The organism is Billgrantia campisalis (assembly GCF_022341425.1).
GTDB lineage: Bacteria > Pseudomonadota > Gammaproteobacteria > Pseudomonadales > Halomonadaceae > Halomonas > Halomonas campisalis.
Window position 1 is genome coordinate 116104 of the sequence record NZ_JABFUC010000008.1, and the last position, 18581, is coordinate 134684.

The following is an 18581-nucleotide window of genomic DNA, read 5'->3' on the forward strand; positions in this document are numbered from 1 at the left end:
AGTAAACTCCGCGCTTTCGCTGTTTTCCGCCTTGTCTCGTCTTCGCTCGCAACGGCCAGCTCTCAACGCTTTGGTTGCTAGATCAAGGCGAGCGGCGCCGGGGACAGGTCGAAGAGGAGGTCTTTTGCCATGGATGGCAAAAGTAGCGCCCAGGGATGGGTTCACAGCGCCTCCTCGACGGTCCGGCGCCTGTCGACGGAGTAGCCGCGGGTCAGGATGAGCTAGCCGGCCAGCTTGCGGCTTGGTCGGCAGCGAGAGAAAGGGGCGGCATGCTATGCTGCCCCTTTCGTCGTTCGGGAAACGGGATAGGATTGGTTCATGAAATACAAGGACCTGCGTGATTTTATCGCGGCCCTGGAGGCCCAGGGCGAGCTGATACGCGTGACGGCTGAGGTGGACCCCTACCTCGAGATCACCGAGATCTGCGACCGTACCCTGCGGGCCGGCGGCCCGGCGCTGCTGTTCGAGAACGTCAAGGGCCACGACATGCCGCTGCTCGGCAACCTGTTCGGTACCCCGAAGCGGGTGGCCATGGGCATGGGCCAGGACAGCGTCGAGGCGCTGCGCGAGGTGGGCAAGCTGCTCGCCTTCCTCAAGGAGCCCGACCCGCCCAAGGGCTTTCGCGACGCCTGGGACAAGCTGCCGATCTTCAAGCAAGTCATGAGCATGGGCCCCAAGACGGTGCGCTCGGCGCCGGTGCAGCAGCTGGTCTATGAGGGCGACGAGGTCGATCTGGACCGGCTGCCGATCCAGCACTGCTGGCCCGGCGACGCCGCGCCGCTGGTCACCTGGCCGCTGGTGGTCACCCGCGGCCCCCACAAGAAGCGCCAGAACCTGGGGATCTACCGCCAGCAGAAGCTCGGCAAGAACCGGCTGATCATGCGCTGGCTGTCCCACCGCGGCGGGGCGCTGGATTTCCAGGAGTGGCAGCAGACCAATCCCGGCGAACCCTTCCCGGTGGCAGTGGCCCTGGGGGCCGATCCGGCGACGATCCTTGGCGCGGTGACGCCGGTGCCCGACTCGCTCTCCGAGTACGCCTTCGCCGGACTCTTGCGAGGCTCGCGCACCGAGCTGGTCAAGTGCGGCCATGCCGACCTCGAGGTGCCGGCCTCGGCCGAGATCATTCTGGAAGGCTTTATCTACCCGGACGACATGGCGCCGGAAGGCCCCTACGGCGACCACACCGGCTACTATAACGAGGTCGACCACTTCCCGGTGTTCACGGTGACACGCCTGACCCAGCGGCGCGACGCCATCTACCACTCGACCTACACCGGGCGGCCGCCCGATGAGCCGGCGATACTCGGCGTGGCGCTCAACGAGGTGTTCGTGCCGATCCTGCGCAAGCAGTTTCCCGAGATCGTCGACTTCTACCTGCCCCCGGAGGGCTGCTCCTACCGCATGGCGGTAGTGACCATGAAGAAGCAGTACCCGGGCCACGCCAAGCGGGTGATGATGGGCGTATGGAGCTTCCTGCGCCAGTTCATGTACACCAAGTTCGTGGTGGTGCTCGACGACGACGTCGATGCCCGCGACTGGAAGGACGTGATCTGGGCCATCACCACCCGCATGGACCCGGCCCGGGACACTGTGATGGTCGAGAATACGCCCATCGACTATCTGGACTTCGCCTCGCCGGTGGCGGGGCTGGGGTCCAAGATGGGCCTGGACGCTACCGCCAAGTGGCAAGGCGAGACTGACCGAGAATGGGGCACGCCCATCGTCATGGACGAGGCCGTCAAGGCCCGTGTCAGCGAGCGCTGGAACGAGCTGGGTATCGACTTGCCCCCCACCCCCTGACGACAAGAGGCATGCATGACGCCAAGGACCCTGACCTGCCAGGTAACGGTAGTGGAGGATCTGACCCCCGATGTGTTCCGCGTGAGGCTCGAGGGCCGCACGGAAGCCATGGTCCATGCCCCGGGCCAGTATCTGGAGCTTGCCCTGGACGACGACACCTGGGTGCCGTTCTCCATCGCCAACGCCTATGACGGCGACGGCAGCCTGGAGCTGCATATCCAGCACTGGCCGCAGCGCGAAAATTCCGAGCGGATGCGCGACCTGGTCAAGGAGGCCCATCACCTGACGCTGCGCCTGCCCGGCGGCGACTGCGTGCTCGACAGCGACAGCCGGCGGCCGCTGCTGTTGATCGCGGCGGGCACCGGTTTCGCCCAGATGAAGGCGATCATCGAGGCCTCCCTGCACGAGGCGCCCGAGCGCCCCATCGCGCTGTGGTGGGCCGCCCGCGAACGCCGCGACCTCTATCTGGAAAGTCTCCCCCGGGAGTGGGCGGCGGCCCACCCGGCCTTTCATTTCCATGTGGTCACCGAAGTGGTGCCGGAGCCGCCGGTCACCGGCGAGCGGGTCAGCTACCACCGCGGACGCATCGATCAGGCGCTGGCCGCCGGGCTCGAGGACGTCAGCGGCTGCGACGTCTACCTGTCCGGCTCGCCGGGCATGGTCTACGCCTGTGTCGACGTGCTGGCGTCGCTTGCGCTCTCGCCGTCCCGGGTGTTCTCGGACGTCTTCGCCTATGCGCCACGCACCCCGCTGGTGCCGACCGTGGGCAGCCTGCGCCGGGAGAGCCGCTCGTGAGCGGCTCGCCGATCCTCATTACCGGTGGGGCCCAGCGGCTCGGGCGCCACTGCGCCGAGCGCCTGCGCGATGATGATCATCCGGTGATCATCAGCTATCGCCGCGAGCGGCCGGAACTGGACGCGCTGCGCGAGCGGGGCATCGTGACGCTGCCGGCGGATTTCTCCACCGAGGCGGGGATCCTCGACTTTATCGCGCGTCTGAAGGCCGAGACGGGCTCGCTTCGGGCGATCGTGCATAACGCCAGCGACTGGGCGCCGGATGTCACCGGCCCCCAGGCCGGCAGCAACTTCGAGCGGCTGTTTCGCATCCATATGCTGGCGCCCTACCTGATCAACCTGCAGTGTCGCGAGCTGCTCGACGCCTGCGGCGAGCCCCAGCGCGATATCGTGCACCTGACCGACTACGTGGTGCGCAAGGGCTCCCGGAAGCATGCCGCCTACGCTGCCACCAAGGCGGGGCTGGACAACCTGACCCTCTCCTTCGCGGCGATGTACGCGCCGGACATCCAGGTCAACGCCATCGCCCCGGCCATGATCATGCTCAATGAGGGTGACGATGAGGCTTACGCCGAGAAGGCCCGCGCCAAATCGGCGATGCGCATGATCCCCGGCCCCGGGGTGATCTACCAGAGCCTGCGCTACCTGCTCGACAACCGCTACGTCACCGGCGTCACCCTGCCGGTCGATGGAGGGCGGCATCTCGTTTAGAATGAGCGGCACCGATGTGTCGTGACAGCGAGGAGAGTGACATGGCAGAACAGAGCAACAAGCCGTACCACGACGACAGCGGCCTGCTGTCACTGGTGTTGGGGCTGGTGGTGACCGTGGGGCTGGCCTGTCTGCCCCTGGTCGTGGGTATCGTCAAGGTGCTGGGCAACTGAGACTTGCCAAGCTGTGCCCGAGCCGGCAGGATAAGCTCATGACATTGGAGACACCCATGACCTCGACCCCCTGTTGTCAGCGCCCTGTGCATCGCCCCCTTCCGGCGATGATCCAGGCGTGTACAGCGGGTGGCGTCGCACTGGCCGGCAGCGCCGATCGCGTTGCCGGTCCGTATTGGTATTGGTTTAGCACCGGTGTGCCGGCGGCCGGGTCCTGAACGAGGACCTCGCCGCGAAGGCACACCCAGCCGGGTTGCCTCCACCCTGAAACCCCCGGTCGGCAACCCGATCGGGGGTTTTGCCATTCTGCCCCCCAGGACACCATGAATCGAAGAGGAGTTGCACCATGATCGACCGCCACGCTGCCGTTGCCGCCTACGCCTCCGCTCGCCAGGACTATTATGGCGGAGGCTATGGCTGGCGATTTAGCGCCGCGCGGTCGGGTCAGTGTGCCACCTCCGACCGTGAGACCACCGGTGGCATGACCTCGACACGATGTTGACCGACCTCACGGAGCTGAACACCATGAACGCCTCGCTTTCTCTCGCCGAACGCCTGCCCGGCCACACCCCGACCAGCCTTGCCCCCGCTGCCGCCGAGACGCCGCTGCCCACGCCTGTCGAGCTGCGCCAGCGCCTGCCCCTGCCACGCCCGCTGGTCGAGCGCCTGCACGCGCAGCGCCAGGCCGTACGCGATATCCTCGACGGCCGCGACGACCGGCTGCTGGTGGTGGTGGGCCCCTGCTCGATCCACGACCCCGCCGCCGCGCTGGAGTATGCCCGGCGCCTGGCCGAGCTGACCCCGGCGGTATCCGACCGGCTGCTGCCGGTGATGCGCGTCTACGTGGAGAAGCCGCGCACCACCGTGGGCTGGAAGGGGCTCGCCTACGACCCGGACCTCGACGGCAGCGGCGACATGGCGCGCGGCCTGCACCTTTCCCGGGAGCTGATGCGCGAGGTGGTGGAGCTGGGGCTGCCGGTGGCCACCGAGCTGCTGCAGCCGATGCTTGCCCCCTACCTGGACGACCTGCTGGCCTGGGTGGCCATCGGTGCCCGCACCACCGAGTCCCAGCTGCATCGAGAGCTGGCCAGCGGCCTGGAGGCCGCCGTGGGCTTCAAGAACGGCACCGGTGGCGATATCAAGGTGGCGCTGGATGCCATGCAGGCCGCCGCCCATCCGCATCAGCACGTGGCGCTCAGTGCCGATGGCCGGCCGGTGATGCGGGAAACCGCCGGCAACCCCTACAGCCACGTGGTGCTGCGCGGCGGCCACGCCGGCCCCAACCACGACCGTGAGTCGGTGGCGGCCTGTCGGGAAGCGCTCGAGGGCGCCGGCCTCGCCCCGCGGCTGATGGTCGACTGCAGCCATGCCAACGCCTGCAAGGATCACCGCCGCCAGGGCGAGGTGCTGCGGGACGTGATCGACCAGCGGCTGGCCGGCGAGACGGCGCTGATGGGGCTGATGCTGGAGAGCCATCTGCAAGAGGGCAAGCAGCCGCTCACCCCCGGGCGACTGCGCCACGGCGTCTCGGTCACCGACGCCTGCCTGGGCTGGGAGACCACCGAGTCGCTGCTGTGTGAGGCCGCCGAGCGGCTGCGCTAAGGTTTCCCTAAGGTGGTTCGCCGGCCGGAGTATCGCCGTTTTCGTAGCGAGGGGCGCCGGGGATAGGCCGAAGGGGAGGTCCGATTCCAGGGAAGGAATCGGTAGTGTACAGGGAGGTATTCACAGCGCCTCCCCGAAGGCCTATCGCCGGATCAGCCGGTGCCGGTGGGTGAGGGGAAAGGAGAAGGCCTGTACCCCCACGGGCGTTGTCGGGATAATGCCGTCGATTCCCGATATGCCACGCCGGAGGCCCCGATGACATTCCAGTTCGAGCAGCACGACCCGGACACCTACCGCCGTAAGGCGCGACTGATCAGCGTGGCCATGGCCGGCCAGCTGATCGTCTTCGGCCTGGTGTTCTCCCAGCTTTTGACCGCCACCTTCGGCTCCAGCCTGTGGCTCAATGCCCTGGGCGTGCTGCTGGGCCTGATCGCCACCAGCCTGGTGTTCGCGGTCCTGCGCGAGCGCCCCTGGATGACCGAGATGCGCTATGTGTGGCAGCTCAAGCACCACCTCTCCCGGGTCAGCGGCTACCTGCCGACCCTGCGCCGCGAGATCGAGAACGGCAACCACCTGGCCCTGGACCTGCTGACCTTCTACCACCAGGGGATGCTCCAGCTCGCCGAGCTCAACGGCCGGACCCTGGACGACGATTCTGAGCTGCTCGCCGAGAAGCTGAAGGTGCGCCTGATGCGCCAGGAGAAGGGGCTCCCCGAGCGGGTCGACGGCTTCGACCCCGACGACCTGGCCGCCTTCAAGCGCGGCTGAAGGAAGCGATGCCTCAGGCCCTGGCCGCGTAGGCGTAGAGGAGCGTCTCCTGGGCGCTGACCGGTGCGCTGTCGCCGGGCTGCTGCTGACGGTAGCTGCCGTCGCTCTGCAAGAGCCAGCTCTGGCAGTTATCCACCAGGTAGGTCTCCAGGTCCTTGCGTACCCGGGCGGCCAGCTTCTTGCTGAGCAGCGGAAAGCAGGTCTCCACGCGGTGGAACATGTTGCGGGCCATGCCGTCGGCGCTGGAGCACCACACCTCCGGGGCGTTGCGGTTGTGGAAGTAGAAGACCCGGGTATGCTCGAGAAAGCGTCCGATGATCGAGCGTACCCGAATATTCTCCGAGACGCCGGGCAAGCCGGGACGCAGGCAGCACATGCCGCGAATGATCAGCTCGCACTCGACCCCGGCCCGGGAGGCCCGATAGAGGGCCTGGATCAGTTTGGGCTCGGTCAGCGCATTGCACTTGATGATCAGCCTTGCCGCGCGCCCCTGGCGGGCGTGCTCGGCTTCGCGCTCGATCATCGCCACCAGCCGCTCGTGTAGCGTGAAAGGGGCGTGGAGCAGCGTCTCGATACGCCGTGCCCGGCCCATGCCGGAGAGCTGCTGGAAGACCTTGTGCACGTCGGCACACAGCGTCGGGTTGGCGGTCAGCAGGCTGTAGTCGGTGTAGAGCCTTGCGGTCCTGGCATGGTAGTTGCCGGTGCCCAGGTGGGCATAGTGGCGCAGCCGGCCCTCCTCGCGGCGTACCATATGCATCAGCTTGGCGTGGGTCTTGTAGGCCATCACCCCGTAGATGACGATGGCCCCCGCCTCCTGCAGGCGGGCGGCAAGTGACAGATTGTCGGCCTCGTCGAAGCGGGCCCGCAGCTCGATCACCACCGTGACCTCCTTGCCGTTGCCGGCGGCCTCCACCAGCGCGCCGACGATGGCCGAGTCGGCGCCGGTGCGGTAGAGCGTCTGCTTGATGGCCAGCACCGCCGGGTCGCGGGCCGCCTCGCGCAGCAGGTCCTCCACCGGCGAGAAGCTCTGGAAGGGGTGGTGAAGCAGGATATCCTCGGCGGCGATGGCGGCGAACAGGCTCTCCTGGCGGCGCAGCGCCTTGGGCAGGCCAGGCGTGAAGGGGCGATAGCGCAGGTCCGGGTGCTCCACCTCGCCGAGTACCGAGATCATGCGGGTCAGGTTCACCGGGCCCTGGACGCGATAGAGGTCGGCGTCACCGAGTTCGAACTGCTTGAGCAGAAAACCGGCCAGCGCCTCGGGGCAGTTGTCGGCGACCTCCAGGCGCACGCCGCTGCCGTAGCGCCGCGCCAGCAGCTCGCCGCGCAGCGCCGAGGCCAGGTCGGAAACCTCCTCCGGGTCCACCGAGAGGTCAGCGTTGCGGGTCAGGCGGAACTGATAGAGTCCGCGGACCCGCATCCCCGGGAAGACCTCCTCGGCATGGGCGTGGATCATCGACGAGAGGAAGACGAATTCGCGAAAACCGTTCTCGCACAGTGCGTCGGGCAGGGCGATGATGCGCGGCAGCGACCGCGGTGCCGGCAGGATGGCGAGCCCCCCTTCGCGACCGAAGGCGTCCTTCCCCTCCAGCTCGACGATGAAGTTGAGACTCTTGTTGACCAGCCGGGGAAAGGGGTGGGAGGGGTCGAGTCCGATGGGGCTGACCACCGGCATGATCTCGGCCTCGACATAGTCGCGAATCCAGGCGGACTGCGCCTCGCTCCACTCACCGCGGCGCCGAAAGCGCACCCCCTTGGCCTCCAGGGCGGGGATCAGCGTCTCGTTGAGGATCCGGTACTGGCGCTCGACCTGCTCATGGGCGAGCCGGCCGATTTCGGCGAGCACCGCGCGTGGCGGGCTGCCGTCGGCGCCGCCGCTCTCGTCACCGAGCGCGACCTGGTGCTTGAGACCGGCGACCCGAATCTCGAAGAATTCGTCCAGGTTGGAGGAGAAGATCAGCAGGAACATTAGCCGGTCGAGCAGCGGGTGCGCCTCGTCCAGGGCCTGTTCCAGCACCCGGATGTTGAACTGCAGGTGCGATAGCTCGCGATTGAAGTAGAGCTCCGGGTCGGTCAGGTCGGCCTCGGGCAGCGCCTTGGGCTTGATGCCGGTACGGGTCTGGTTGAGGCGCGGCGGGCTGGGCTCGCTGGGCGCCTCGTCGCCCGCCGGTGTCACCGCGGGCCGGGTGTCATCGGTCGAGGCGCCGTCCCGCCGTGAAGGGGGCGATGGCGGGGGGCTGTGCGCGTCTTCCATGGTCTCTCCCGGGAGGTGAGACGCAGGGGTGCCGCGCGATCCGCCGCCCCCCTGCGGTCATTGGGCGAGCAGGCGCGCCGCTCGCTTGGCAAAGTAGGTGAGCACGCCGTCGGCGCCGGCACGCTTGAAGCAGAGCAGCGATTCGAGGATCACCGCATCGGCCTCCAGCCAGCCGTTCTCGAAGGCGGCCATGTGCATGGCGTATTCGCCGCTGACCTGGTAGGCGTAGGTGGGCACCTTGAGCTCGTCCTTGACGCGCCGCACCACGTCCAGATAGGGCATCCCCGGCTTGACCATCACCATGTCGGCGCCCTCGGCGAGGTCCAGCGCCACCTCGTGCAGGGCCTCCTCGCCGTTGGCCGGGTCCATCTGGTAGGTGCGCTTGTCCGCCTTCCCCAGGTTGGCAGCCGAGCCCACGGCGTCCCGGAAGGGGCCGTAGTAGTGCGAGGCGTACTTGGCGCTATAGGCCATGATGCGGGTGTTCACCAGGTGCTCCTGCTCCAGCACCTGGCGGATCTCGCCAATACGGCCGTCCATCATGTCCGAGGGGGCCACCACGTCGGCACCCGCCTCGGCGTGGGACAGGGCCTGCTTGAGCAGGGTCTCCACGGTGCGGTCGTTGAGCACGTAGCCGGCGGCGTCGATGATGCCGTCCTGACCGTGGCTGGTGTAGGGGTCCAGGGCCACGTCGGTGATGATGCCGAGTTCGGGCACGGCGTCCTTCAGCGCGCGTACGCTGCGCTGTACCAGGCCGCTGGCGCTGTAGGCCTCTTCGGCGAGCTCGCTCTTCAGCGACTGGTCGACCACCGGGAACAGCGCCATGGCGGGAATGCCCAGATCGCGGGCCTCCCGGGCCTCCTCGATCAGCAGATCCAGGGAGAGCCGCTCGACCCCGGGCATCGAAGGCACCGCCTCGCGTCGCTGCTCGCCGTCGAGCACGAACACCGGCCAGATCAGGTCGGCCGGGGTCAGGGTGTTTTCGCGCATCAGGCGGCGCGAGAAGTCATCGCGGCGCATGCGGCGCATGCGCGTGGCGGGAAACTGGCGCGTGGTCATGAAACTCAAGGCTCTCTGCTCCGGCTGTGGTGCCATGCTCGCCATGCCGGCCAGTGTGCCGGCATGCCATGACGGTTCGATGACACCCGTTATCGATGCCTCGAGTATATCAGCGCGGCTCGCCGCCGGAAGCCGCGCCTTGTCGCACCCGGTATGACTCTCTAAAGTGTGGGCTTCAGGATTCCAGGTGAGAGCCCATGGGAATCGCGAGTCGCGACTGCTCCAGGGCGTCGCTTCGCGGTCCCATCTTCGAGGAGAAAGGCATGAGTAAACAGGTGGCGGTCATCCTGTCGGGCTGCGGCGTCTACGATGGCTCGGAAATCTACGAGACGACCCTGACGCTGCTGCGGCTGGATCAGCTGGGTATCGGCTATCGCTGCTTCGCGCCGGATATCGCGCAGCATCACGTCATCGACCATCGCAGCGGCGAGGTGGCCGAGGGCGAGGCGCGCAACGTGCTGGTCGAGTCCGCCCGGCTGGCGCGGGGCGAGATCAGCGACCTTGCGACCCTCGAGGCCGGCGAGTTCGACGCGGTGATCCTGCCCGGCGGCTTCGGCGCGGCCAAGAACCTGTCGAATTTCGCCGAGGCCGGCGACGACATGGCGATCCTCGAGGGGCTGGCCGAGCCGCTGGGCGAATTCTATGCGGCGCGCAAGCCCATCGGCCTGATGTGCATTGCCCCGGCCCTGGTGCCGCGGCTGCTGGGGCCGGGCATCGCCGTGACCGTGGGCCATGATCCGGGCGTCTCCGGGGCGATCAGCGCCATGGGCGGGTTGCACCGCAGCTGCGGGGTCGAGGATATCGTGGTCGACTTCGAGAACCGCGTGGTGACCACGCCGGCCTATATGCTGGCCACCCGCATCAGCGAGGCCGCCACCGGGATCTTCAAGCTGGTCGACCGCATCGACGAGCTGATGGATCTGTGACCCGGCGGCGCCGGGAGCGTTGAGCCGTAAGCGATAAGTCGGAAGCCACAACACCCTGTGGCTTGACCACAGGGTTCAGTTCAGAGTTTGGGGCGTTGCTTGAGCGGCGCCGGGGACAGGTCGAAGCGGAGGTCCGATGCCAGGGAGGGCATCGGTAGCGCCCAGGGAGGGGTTCACAGCGCCTCCGCGTAGGCCTGTCGCCGGGCAAGCCGTTCTGGCAACCATCCGGCTGACGCTATTCTTTCTCCGCTTCGCGCTGCTTCTTGCGCCGCGCCAGGCGGCCGAACAGCAGGCCCACCTCGTAGAGCAGGTACATGGGGAGTGCCAGCAGACTCTGGGAGATGACGTCCGGCGGGGTCAGCAGCATGCCCACCACGAAGCAGCCCAGGATGATATAGGGGCGCTTCTGCGACAGGCTCTCCACCGTGGTCGCTCCGGAGGCGATCAGCAGGAAGGTGGCGATGGGAATCTCGAAGGCGACGCCGAAGGCGAAGAACAGCTTGAGGACGAAGTTGAGGTAGGCGTTGATGTCGGTCATCACCGCCACGTCCTCCGGCCCGGTCTGGGTGAAGAACGAGAACAGCAGCGGGAAGACCGCGTAGTAGGCGAAGGCCGCACCGGCATAGAACAGCGCCACGCTGGAGGCCAGTATCGGCATCGCCAGCGCCTTCTCGTTGTCGTAGAGTCCCGGCGCCACGAAGGCCCAGGCCTGGTGCAGCACGTAGGGAATGGCGACGAAAACCGCCACCACCAGGGTCAGTTTGAAGGGCGCCAGGAAGGGCGAGGCCACCTCGGTGGCGATCATCTGGGAGCCCTCGGGCAGCAGCGACATCAGCGGCTGGGCCACGAAGGTATAGATCTCGTTGGCGAAGGGGTAGAGCCCGAGGAAGATCACCAGGATCGCCACCACGCTGCGCAGCAGTCGCGAGCGCAGTTCGATCAGGTGTTCGATCAGCGGTGCCTGCTCCAATTCCTGCTTGTCACCGGAGTCGCTCATCGTGAAGCGGCGTCCTTGTCATCGTCGGTGGGAGAGGAGGGCGCGTCGCCGGCACTCCTGGCGCTGGCCAGGGCGTCGTCGAGACGTGCCGCGGGCGACGGCGGCGTCTCGCCATCGTCGTCCTTGCCCGCAGCTGCCTTGGGCATGTCGTCATCGCCTCGGCGCGGCGTCGAGGAGGCGTAGGGCTCGGCGATGCTCTCCACGTCGCGCTTGGCCTTGTCGAGGCTCTCGTCGAGCTTGTCCTGCTGCTCCTTGAGCTTCTGACGCAGCTCCTCCGCCTCGAGCTGGGCGTTGATCTCCCGCTGCATCCCCGAGACGGTGCGCTTGATCTTGCCGATCCACAGGCCCAGGGTGCGCGCCGCCTTGGGCAGGCGCTCCGGCCCCAGCACCAGCAGCCCCACGACCCCGAGGATCAGCAGTTCGAGAAAGCCGATATCGAACATGGCGGCTTACTTGCGCTCTTCCCGGTCCTCGACTTTGTCCTCGGCCTTCTCCTCGGCCCGGACGTCATAGGTATTGGGCGGCTCCTCATGGGAGACCTTGGCCTGGGCCTTGTCCTTGTCGTCTTTGTCGTCCTCGTTCACCGCCTGCTTGAAGCCCTTGACCGCGCCGCCAAGGTCGGTGCCCACGTTGCGCAGCTTCTTGGTGCCGAAGATCAGGATGATGATGCCGAGCACGATCAGCAGTTGCCAGATACTGATGCCACCTAACATGAAGGATTCCTCTGATTCGATGTTCCGGAGAACGGGTTCACTTGGACCTCGCGGCCTTCTCTTCGTGCCCGGAAATGCCGAAGCGGCGGGCCAGTTCGTCGAGCACCTCGCGGTGGTCGAGCCCCAGATGCGATAGCATCACCAGGCTATGAAACCACAGGTCGGCGGTTTCGGCGACCAGCGCCTTGCGCTGGGCCTCGCCGCCGTTTTCGGCATCCTTGGCCGCCAGCAGGGTTTCGGTGGCTTCCTCGCCGACTTTCTCGAGTATCTTGTTCAGCCCCCGGTGATGCAAGGCGGCCACGTAGGAGTCGTCGGGGTCGGCGGTGCGTCGCTGCTCCAGTACCTTGAAGAGTTCGTCGAGAATATCACGCATGACAGGCCTTCCGGTTGCGATGGATCAAGATCATTGCCAGGCCAGCAGCGCCAGGCCGATGGCGGCCGCCGCCAGCACCGGCCACGGCTGGGCGCCGGCCCACTCGCTCAGCGGCTGCCAGGCCAGCGCCAGGGCCACCAGCAGCAGGCCCAGGCGCAGCCGCCGCCCGCTGCGCCGGGTCTTTGCCAGCTGATGGCGGATGCCGTCCACGGCCACCGCCTGGCGGTTGCGCTGGCGATGCTCGTGTTCGACGCGACTGAGCGCCTGGTGGGCCAGGGTCGGCAGCTCGGGCAGCTGGCGCGACAGCTCCGGGGCCTGGCGCTTGAGCGACTCCCACAGCCCGCTGGCGCCGGCACGCTCCTTCATCCAGCGTTCCAGGTAGGGCTTGGCGGTGGTCCAGAGGTCCAGGTCGGGGTAGAGCTGACGGCCCAGGCCCTCGATGTTAAGCAGGGTCTTCTGCAGCAGCACCAGCTGCGGCTGCACCTCCATGTTGAAACGCCTGGCGGTCTGGAACAGGCCCAGCAGCACCTGGCCGAAGGAGATGTCCTTGAGGGGTTTTTCGAGGATCGGCTCGCACACGGTGCGGATCGCCGCGGCGAACTCGTTGGCGCGGGTATCCTCGCCCACCCAGCCCGACTCGATGTGCAGGGCGGCCACTTCATAATAGTCCTGATGGAAGAAGGCCAGCAGGTTGCGCGCCAGGTAGTCCTGGTCCTCGCGGGTCAGGCTGCCGACGATGCCGCAGTCGATGGCGATGTACTGGGGGTCGTGGGGGTGCTCGCGGGTGACGAAGATATTGCCCGGGTGCATGTCGGCGTGGAAGAAATTGTCGCGAAACACCTGGGTGAAGAAGATCTCCACGCCGCGCTCGGCGAGCTTCTTGAGGTCGGTGCCTTGGGCGACCAGGGCCGCGGTGTCGGCCACGGGGATACCGTAGATCCGCTCCTGGACCATCACCCGGCGACGGGTATGGGACCAGTGGATGGCCGGTACGAAGAGCAGCGGCGAGTCCTTGAAGTTGCGCTTGAGCTGGGAGGTGTTGGCGGCCTCCTTGTGCAGGTCGAGCTCGTCGAACAGGGTCGCCTCGTAGTCGCGCACCACCTCGACGGGGCGCAGGCGGCGCGCCTCGGGAATCCGCGCCAGCACCCCGGCGACCCGGTACATCAGCGCCATGTCCTGGCGCATCACTCGATCGATGCCCGGGCGGATGATCTTGGCCACCACTTCCTCGCCGCTGTGCAGGCGGGCGGCATGCACCTGGGCGATGGAGGCCGAGGCCAGCGGCTCGGGGTCGAAGTGGGCGAAGGCCGTCGCCAGGGGCATGCCCAGCTCCGCCTCCACCAGCGCGCTGGCCTCGCGGCCGGGGAAGGGCGGCACCTGATCCTGCAGGCGCTTGAGCTCGTCGGCGATGTCTTCGGGCAGCAGGTCGCGGCGGGTGGAGAGCAGCTGGCCGAACTTGACGAAGATCGGGCCGAGGGCCTCCAGGGCCAGGCGCAGGCGCTCGCCGCGGCTGCGCTCGCCGACCGGCACGGCGCGCAGGGGCGAGAGGGTGAACATCAGCCGCAGCGGCCAGGGCAGTCGCTCCAGCGGCAGCAGGGTGTCGAGGCGAAAGCGGGTGATCACCCACAGGATGCGCAGCAGTCGCAGGTTCATCACTTCGATGCCTCGCGTTCCAGTCGACGCCGCAGCCGCGTCAGGCGCGCCTCGAGGCGGTCGGTGGCGACTTCCAACTCGGTGAGATGGTCGCGCAGGGCCTCGAGCTGATGGCGGCCGGGCAGCCAGCGGGCTTCCTCGAAGACGTACTCGGCGACGTCGGCGGTCAGCTCGTCGCGGGTGCGCAGCCCCCAGCGGCCGATGCGACGCAGCCCCTCGGCCAGCGAATGGGCGGGTATGTCGCCGAGCCAGTGGGCCAGCTCCGCCTCCCAATCGAGCTCGAGGTCCAGGAACAGGTCGCGGACCTCCTCCAGCAGGTGGATGCGCCCGCGCACCGCCAGCCGGCCCTGGAACATCAGCCGCTCCATGGGCTGGCCGCCGAGCAGCTCGCCGAGGGTCTCGGCGTCGAGCTCGACGACGGCGTCGGCGGCGGTCTCGTCGGCGTGCTCCTGGCGCAGCAGGTCGAGGCCGTGGGCGTGAAAGCTGACCAGCAGCGTCAGGGCCGGCTGCTCCAGGCGCAGCAGCAGGCGGCTGCCGGCGAGGCGCGCCAGGCGGCCCGGGGCCGCCGGGTCGCGGGCGAGCAGGGCGTTGAGCATGCGCTCGATGCCGGCCAGCAGCAGGGTGGGTGTCAACGTCATTACGGCCTCAGAGCTTGATGCCGCGGTGCAGGGCGACGATGCCCCCGGTGAGGTTGGTGTACTCGACACGCTCGAGCCCGGCGGTTTCCATCATCGCCTTGAGGTGCTCCTGGTCGGGGTGCATGCGAATCGACTCGGCGAGGTAGCGATAGCTATCGGCGTCACCCGCCACCAGTTCGCCCATCCTGGGCAGCAGCCGGAAGGAGTATTCGTCATAGGCCTTGGAAAGCAGCGGGTTGCTGGGGTGGGAGAACTCCAGCACCAGCAGGCGGCCGCCGGGCTTGAGCACCCGGGCCATGGAGCGCAGGGCGGCGTCCTTGTCGGTGACGTTGCGCAGGCCGAAGGCGATGGTGATGCAGTCGAAGCTGTTGTCGGGGAAGGGCAGGCACTCGGCGTTGGCCTGGACGTACTCGACGTTGCCGCCCACGCCGTTATCGAGCAGTTTGTCGCGGCCGACCCGCAGCATCGACTCGTTGATGTCCGCCAGCACCACCCGGCCGCGGGGACCGACCATGCGCGAGAACTTGAGCGTCAGGTCGCCGGTGCCGCCGGCGATGTCGAGCACGCTGTGGCCGGGGCGGACCCCCGAGCGCTCCAGGGTCAGGCGCTTCCACAGGCGGTGGATGCCCATCGACATCAGGTCGTTCATGATGTCGTAGCGGGCCGCCACGGAGTGGAAGACATGGGCCACTCGCGAGGCCTTTTCCTCGACCGGGACTTCCTGGTAGCCGAAGTGGGTGGTGCGCTTGTCGCTGGGGCTCATGCCGTAGGGCTCCCGAATCGCTGCGGTGGTCGACAGGCCTGCCGGCCTCGAATGCGCGATATTGTAGCCTTCCCCGGCGGCGATTGTCTTGACGCGAGTCCTCTTACAGCTGCTTGATCTCTATGCCCAGCGGTTCCCGGCGGGCGCCGGCCTGCTCCAGTCGCTTCAGGTAGTCCGCCCAGTTGGCCTCGCGGTGTTCGATCAGCCACCACAGGTACTCCCAGCTGTAGAGGCCGCTGTCGTGGCCGTCGTCGAAGTGCAGCTTGAGCGCGTAGCGGCCGGTCGGGGTGATGTTCTTCAGGCCGACGAACTTCTTGCCCACCTGCAGGGTTTCCTGGCCGCGGCCGTGGCCGCGTACCTCCGCGGAGGGGGAGAAGACCCGCAGGTACTCCACCGACAGCCGGTAGCGCTCGCCATCCGGATAGGTCAGCTCCAGCTCGCGGGCCTGCTTGTGGTAGTGGACATTGCTGGGAACGGGGGCGGTCATGGTCTGGCTCCTAGAGAATATACCGCGACAGGTCCTCGTCCATGGCCAGTTCGCCGAGCTGGGAGTCCACGTAGGCGGCGTCGATCGCCAGTGGCGTGCCGATGTCGGCGCCCCTGAACGAGGCCTCCTCGAGCAGGCGCTCCATCACCGTATGCAGGCGCCTCGCGCCGATGTTCTCGGTGCCCTCGTTGACCTTCCAGGCGATCTCAGCGATGCGCTCGATGCCGTCGGCGGTGAAGTTGATCTCCAGCCCCTCGGTGGCCAGCAGCGCCTTGTACTGCTTGGTCAGCGACGCCGAAGGCTCGGTGAGGATGCGCTTGAAGTCGTCCGGCGACAGCGCATTGAGCTCGACGCGGATCGGCAGGCGGCCCTGCAGCTCGGGGATCAGGTCCGAGGGGCGCGACAGGTGGAAGGCGCCGGAGGCGATGAACAGGATATGGTCGGTCTTGACCATGCCGTACTTGGTGGAGACCGTGGAGCCCTCGATCAGCGGCAGCAGGTCGCGCTGTACGCCCTCGCGGGAGACTTCGCCGCCGCTGGACTGGCCGCTGCCCTTGGCGACCTTATCGATCTCGTCGAGGAAGACGATGCCGTGCTGCTCCACCGCCTCGATGGCGCGGTGCTTGATCTCCTCCTCGTTGACCAGCTTGGCGGCCTCCTCGTCGCGCAGCAGGGCGAAGGCGTCCTTCACCGCCACCCGGCGGGTCTCGCTCTTCTGCTTGCCCATGCCGGCGAACAGGCTCTGCAGCTGGCTGGTCATCTCCTCCATGCCCGGCGGCGTCATGATATCGATGCCCGGGCCCTGGGGGGTGATCTCGATGTCGATCTCCTTGTCGTCGAGCTGGCCTTCGCGGAGCTTCTTGCGAAAGATCTGGCGCGTCGAGCTGTCGGCGCGGGCATTGTCTTCCTGGCCGCGGGGCGGCGGCAGCAGGGCGTCGAGGATACGGTCCTCGGCGGCGTCCTCGGCACGGTGGCTCACCTCCTCCTTGGCCTGCTCGCGCACCAGCTTGATGGCGGCCTCGGTCAGATCGCGGATGATCGAGTCCACGTCGCGACCCACATAGCCCACCTCGGTGAACTTGGTGGCCTCGATCTTGATGAAGGGCGCCCGGGCGAGCTTGGCCAGGCGGCGGGCGATCTCGGTCTTGCCCACCCCGGTGGGGCCGATCATCAGGATGTTCTTGGGGGTCACCTCGGGGCGCAGCTCGTCGTCGAGCTGCATGCGCCGCCAGCGGTTGCGCAGGGCGATGGCCACGGCGCGCTTGGCGTCCTGCTGGCCGATGATGAACTGGTCCAGGGCGTGGACGATTTCGCGGGGAGTCATCTGGGTCATGATGGCGGCCTTAACGTTCCGTGGAAGAGCGTTCGGAAGAGAGTTCTTCGAGGGTGACGTGGTGGTTGGTGAACACGCAGATATCACCGGCGATGGCCAGCGACTTCTCGGTGATCTCCCGGGCCGAGAGCTCGGTATTCTCGAGCAGCGCGCGGGCCGCGGCCAGGGCGTAGTTGCCGCCGGAGCCGATGGCGATGATGCCGCGCTCGGGCTCCACCACGTCGCCGTTGCCGGTGATGATCAGCGAGGCCTCCTTGTTGGCCACGGCCAGCAGCGCCTCCAGCCGACGCAGGGCGCGGTCGGTGCGCCAGTCCTTGGCCAGCTCCACGGCGGCCTTGACCAGGTTGCCCTGGTACTTCTCCAGCTGCGCCTCGAAGCGCTCGAAGAGGGTGAAGGCGTCGGCGGTGCCGCCGGCGAAGCCCGCCAGCACCTCGCCGCGGTAGAGACGGCGGACCTTGCTGGCGTTGCCCTTCATCACGGTGTTGCCAAGCGACACCTGGCCGTCACCGGCCAGTGCGACCTGGTCACCGCGGCGCACGGAAACGATCGTGGTCATGGAGAAAGACTCCGTAACGGGGAGCCGGGGCTCCCGATGACTTTCGGCGCCGCGGGATGCCGGGCGCCTTGACTGAGCTTCAGGGGAGGTGCGGGCGCGCCGGCCCGAATTCAAGACTTCAAGGGAATCGCCGAGTCACGTTTCGAGCGAAGAGAGGCAGGTCGCCGCCGGAACGGAGCAACCGGAGTTGACTGGCTGCTCAATGAGGATTGTGACGGTCCGACGCTTCGGTACCGCCGGCGACCTGGATATCGAGCGCAGTAGTGAATCGGTGATTTCCTAGTTTTGCAGGCGGATCAACAGCGGCTCGATCCCCTGGGTGATCATCAGATCCTGGGCGCGGTTGAGCTCGCGGGTGTCGTCGTAGGGGCCCACTTGCACCCGATGCCAGGTCTCGCCGCCGGAGGCCTGGACCTGGCTGACCTGGGCCACCAGGCTGAGGTTGCGCAGGCGCTGCTTGAGCTGCTCGGCGTCGCCCGATTCGCGGAACGAGGCCGCCTGCAGCATATAGCGCGACGGGCTGCTCGTCGTGACCGGGCTGGCCTCCTCCCCGCCGTTGGCGGCTTCGCTGGCGTCGCCTTGCAGGTTGGCGGCGATCACCTGGGCGATGGGGTCGTCCTCCGGCGCTTCGCTGGCGGCGGCCGGTGGCGGCGGCGGCGCCGAGCCCACTTCGCCGCGGGGGGCGACCACCTCGGATTCCGGCAGCAGGGTGTAGAACTCGAAGGTGGGCATGCGCGGCTCACTGGCCTCGGGCGGCGCCTCGTCCCGGGGTTCGCTGGCCGGTGGCCGGGGCAGCACCGTGGCCAGGGGGGAGTCGTGCCCCTCCTGCCAGGGGGCGGTGCCATGCTGATGCTGGGCCAGCAGGAAGCCGGCGGCGAGGCCCGCAATCCCCCACAGCCAGCCGGGCAGCCGGAAGCCCTCGCGACGGCGGGGCGGGCGGCGGCTGCTGGTGGCGCCACGTTTCTTCGGGGCGGGGCGGCGGGCCAT

At 67.7% G+C, this 18581-nt stretch carries 20 protein-coding genes; 7 read left to right on the forward strand and 13 right to left on the reverse strand.

What is annotated here, in order from left to right; all coding sequences use genetic code 11:
* Nucleotides 1-318: 318 nt before the first annotated feature.
* The 6 genes from ubiD (at nt 319) to HOP52_RS11375 (ending at nt 5848) form a co-directional block, all read left to right on the forward strand.
* A complete protein-coding gene (ubiD, locus tag HOP52_RS11355) occupies nt 319-1800 on the forward strand; it encodes a 4-hydroxy-3-polyprenylbenzoate decarboxylase (RefSeq protein ID WP_238977499.1) in 1482 nt (493 codons plus the stop codon).
* A gap of 15 nt (nt 1801-1815) precedes the next feature.
* Nucleotides 1816-2595 carry an NAD(P)H-flavin reductase gene (locus tag HOP52_RS11360; protein WP_238977500.1) on the forward strand — a complete coding sequence of 260 codons (780 nt, stop codon included), beginning with the start codon at nt 1816-1818 and terminating at the stop codon, nt 2593-2595.
* Nucleotides 2592-3305 carry a dihydromonapterin reductase gene (folM, locus tag HOP52_RS11365; protein ID WP_238977501.1) on the forward strand — a complete coding sequence of 238 codons (714 nt, stop codon included), beginning with the start codon at nt 2592-2594 and terminating at the stop codon, nt 3303-3305. Before HOP52_RS11360 ends, folM begins: the two co-directional genes overlap by 4 nt.
* A gap of 41 nt (nt 3306-3346) precedes the next feature.
* Nucleotides 3347-3478 (forward strand): hypothetical protein, encoded by a 132-nt coding sequence (locus HOP52_RS19625; protein WP_275298172.1) that lies wholly within the window; start codon nt 3347-3349, stop codon nt 3476-3478.
* 525 nt (nt 3479-4003) lie between these two features.
* A complete protein-coding gene (locus tag HOP52_RS11370) occupies nt 4004-5080 on the forward strand; it encodes a 3-deoxy-7-phosphoheptulonate synthase (RefSeq protein WP_238977502.1) in 1077 nt (358 codons plus the stop codon).
* A 255-nt stretch (nt 5081-5335) separates the two neighbouring features.
* On the forward strand, nt 5336-5848 hold the full coding sequence (locus HOP52_RS11375; RefSeq protein ID WP_238977503.1) for a DUF3087 family protein: 513 nt from the start codon (nt 5336-5338) through the stop codon (nt 5846-5848).
* 13 nt (nt 5849-5861) lie between these two features.
* Here HOP52_RS11375 and ppk1 read toward each other — a convergent pair whose 3' ends face one another.
* Nucleotides 5862-8099, reverse strand: coding sequence for a polyphosphate kinase 1 (gene ppk1 / locus HOP52_RS11380; RefSeq protein WP_238977504.1), 2238 nt, complete (start codon nt 8097-8099; stop codon nt 5862-5864).
* Between the two features lie 57 nt (nt 8100-8156).
* Nucleotides 8157-9155, reverse strand: a complete 999-nt coding sequence (hemB, locus tag HOP52_RS11385; RefSeq protein ID WP_422677708.1) for a porphobilinogen synthase — start codon at nt 9153-9155, stop codon at nt 8157-8159.
* A 263-nt stretch (nt 9156-9418) separates the two neighbouring features.
* Between hemB and elbB the strand changes: the two genes are divergently transcribed.
* The gene (elbB, locus tag HOP52_RS11390; RefSeq protein ID WP_238977506.1) at nt 9419-10081 is read left to right on the forward strand and encodes an isoprenoid biosynthesis glyoxalase ElbB; all 663 of its coding nucleotides are present in this window, start codon (nt 9419-9421) and stop codon (nt 10079-10081) included.
* 235 nt (nt 10082-10316) lie between these two features.
* On the opposite strand, the gene tatC is transcribed toward elbB, so the two are convergent.
* The 11 genes from tatC to HOP52_RS11445 all read right to left on the reverse strand — a co-directional run bounded on the left by tatC (nt 10317) and on the right by HOP52_RS11445 (nt 18581).
* Nucleotides 10317-11078 (reverse strand): twin-arginine translocase subunit TatC, encoded by a 762-nt coding sequence (gene tatC / locus HOP52_RS11395; RefSeq protein ID WP_238977507.1) that lies wholly within the window; start codon nt 11076-11078, stop codon nt 10317-10319.
* On the reverse strand, nt 11075-11521 hold the full coding sequence (tatB, locus tag HOP52_RS11400; protein WP_238977508.1) for a Sec-independent protein translocase protein TatB: 447 nt from the start codon (nt 11519-11521) through the stop codon (nt 11075-11077). Before tatB ends, tatC begins: the two co-directional genes overlap by 4 nt.
* Before the next feature lie 6 nt (nt 11522-11527).
* Nucleotides 11528-11791 carry a Sec-independent protein translocase subunit TatA gene (gene tatA / locus HOP52_RS11405; RefSeq protein ID WP_238977509.1) on the reverse strand — a complete coding sequence of 88 codons (264 nt, stop codon included), beginning with the start codon at nt 11789-11791 and terminating at the stop codon, nt 11528-11530.
* A gap of 37 nt (nt 11792-11828) precedes the next feature.
* Nucleotides 11829-12164 carry a phosphoribosyl-ATP diphosphatase gene (locus HOP52_RS11410; protein WP_238977510.1) on the reverse strand — a complete coding sequence of 112 codons (336 nt, stop codon included), beginning with the start codon at nt 12162-12164 and terminating at the stop codon, nt 11829-11831.
* Between the two features lie 30 nt (nt 12165-12194).
* A complete protein-coding gene (gene ubiB, locus HOP52_RS11415; RefSeq protein WP_238977511.1) occupies nt 12195-13817 on the reverse strand; it encodes a ubiquinone biosynthesis regulatory protein kinase UbiB in 1623 nt (540 codons plus the stop codon).
* On the reverse strand, nt 13817-14455 hold the full coding sequence (locus HOP52_RS11420) for a ubiquinone biosynthesis accessory factor UbiJ (protein WP_238977512.1): 639 nt from the start codon (nt 14453-14455) through the stop codon (nt 13817-13819). The genes ubiB and HOP52_RS11420 overlap by 1 nt, the downstream gene beginning before the upstream one ends.
* A 7-nt stretch (nt 14456-14462) precedes the next feature.
* Nucleotides 14463-15218: a bifunctional demethylmenaquinone methyltransferase/2-methoxy-6-polyprenyl-1,4-benzoquinol methylase UbiE gene (gene ubiE, locus HOP52_RS11425; RefSeq protein ID WP_238977513.1), complete on the reverse strand. Its 756-nt coding sequence runs from the start codon at nt 15216-15218 to the stop codon at nt 14463-14465.
* 103 nt (nt 15219-15321) lie between these two features.
* The gene (locus HOP52_RS11430) at nt 15322-15705 is read right to left on the reverse strand and encodes a gamma-butyrobetaine hydroxylase family protein (RefSeq protein ID WP_238977514.1); all 384 of its coding nucleotides are present in this window, start codon (nt 15703-15705) and stop codon (nt 15322-15324) included.
* A 10-nt stretch (nt 15706-15715) separates the two neighbouring features.
* Nucleotides 15716-17038, reverse strand: coding sequence for an ATP-dependent protease ATPase subunit HslU (hslU, locus tag HOP52_RS11435; RefSeq protein ID WP_238977515.1), 1323 nt, complete (start codon nt 17036-17038; stop codon nt 15716-15718).
* A 10-nt stretch (nt 17039-17048) separates the two neighbouring features.
* Nucleotides 17049-17594 carry an ATP-dependent protease subunit HslV gene (gene hslV / locus HOP52_RS11440; RefSeq protein WP_238977516.1) on the reverse strand — a complete coding sequence of 182 codons (546 nt, stop codon included), beginning with the start codon at nt 17592-17594 and terminating at the stop codon, nt 17049-17051.
* A gap of 279 nt (nt 17595-17873) precedes the next feature.
* Nucleotides 17874-18581 (reverse strand): SPOR domain-containing protein, encoded by a 708-nt coding sequence (locus HOP52_RS11445; protein WP_238977517.1) that lies wholly within the window; start codon nt 18579-18581, stop codon nt 17874-17876.

What these genes read in the sequence shown, in the direction of transcription:
- tatB (WP_238977508.1), bottom strand. Translation starts at nt 11,521, where the DNA reads ATGTTCGATATCGGCTTTCTCGAACTGCTGATCCTCGGGGTCGTGGGG.
- tatA (WP_238977509.1), bottom strand. Translation starts at nt 11,791, where the DNA reads ATGTTAGGTGGCATCAGTATCTGGCAACTGCTGATCGTGCTCGGCATC.
- elbB (WP_238977506.1), top strand. Translation starts at nt 9,419, where the DNA reads ATGAGTAAACAGGTGGCGGTCATCCTGTCGGGCTGCGGCGTCTACGAT.
- HOP52_RS11430 (WP_238977514.1), bottom strand. Translation starts at nt 15,705, where the DNA reads ATGACCGCCCCCGTTCCCAGCAATGTCCACTACCACAAGCAGGCCCGC.
- tatC (WP_238977507.1), bottom strand. Translation starts at nt 11,078, where the DNA reads ATGAGCGACTCCGGTGACAAGCAGGAATTGGAGCAGGCACCGCTGATC.
- HOP52_RS11410 (WP_238977510.1), bottom strand. Translation starts at nt 12,164, where the DNA reads ATGCGTGATATTCTCGACGAACTCTTCAAGGTACTGGAGCAGCGACGC.
- HOP52_RS11445 (WP_238977517.1), bottom strand. Translation starts at nt 18,581, where the DNA reads ATGGCCCGCCGCCCCGCCCCGAAGAAACGTGGCGCCACCAGCAGCCGC.
- hslU (WP_238977515.1), bottom strand. Translation starts at nt 17,038, where the DNA reads ATGACCCAGATGACTCCCCGCGAAATCGTCCACGCCCTGGACCAGTTC.
- HOP52_RS11360 (WP_238977500.1), top strand. Translation starts at nt 1,816, where the DNA reads ATGACGCCAAGGACCCTGACCTGCCAGGTAACGGTAGTGGAGGATCTG.
- ubiE (WP_238977513.1), bottom strand. Translation starts at nt 15,218, where the DNA reads ATGAGCCCCAGCGACAAGCGCACCACCCACTTCGGCTACCAGGAAGTC.
- ubiD (WP_238977499.1), top strand. Translation starts at nt 319, where the DNA reads ATGAAATACAAGGACCTGCGTGATTTTATCGCGGCCCTGGAGGCCCAG.
- HOP52_RS19625 (WP_275298172.1), top strand. Translation starts at nt 3,347, where the DNA reads ATGGCAGAACAGAGCAACAAGCCGTACCACGACGACAGCGGCCTGCTG.
- HOP52_RS11420 (WP_238977512.1), bottom strand. Translation starts at nt 14,455, where the DNA reads ATGACGTTGACACCCACCCTGCTGCTGGCCGGCATCGAGCGCATGCTC.
- ppk1 (WP_238977504.1), bottom strand. Translation starts at nt 8,099, where the DNA reads ATGGAAGACGCGCACAGCCCCCCGCCATCGCCCCCTTCACGGCGGGAC.
- hslV (WP_238977516.1), bottom strand. Translation starts at nt 17,594, where the DNA reads ATGACCACGATCGTTTCCGTGCGCCGCGGTGACCAGGTCGCACTGGCC.
- HOP52_RS11375 (WP_238977503.1), top strand. Translation starts at nt 5,336, where the DNA reads ATGACATTCCAGTTCGAGCAGCACGACCCGGACACCTACCGCCGTAAG.
- ubiB (WP_238977511.1), bottom strand. Translation starts at nt 13,817, where the DNA reads ATGAACCTGCGACTGCTGCGCATCCTGTGGGTGATCACCCGCTTTCGC.
- HOP52_RS11370 (WP_238977502.1), top strand. Translation starts at nt 4,004, where the DNA reads ATGAACGCCTCGCTTTCTCTCGCCGAACGCCTGCCCGGCCACACCCCG.
- hemB (WP_422677708.1), bottom strand. Translation starts at nt 9,155, where the DNA reads ATGACCACGCGCCAGTTTCCCGCCACGCGCATGCGCCGCATGCGCCGC.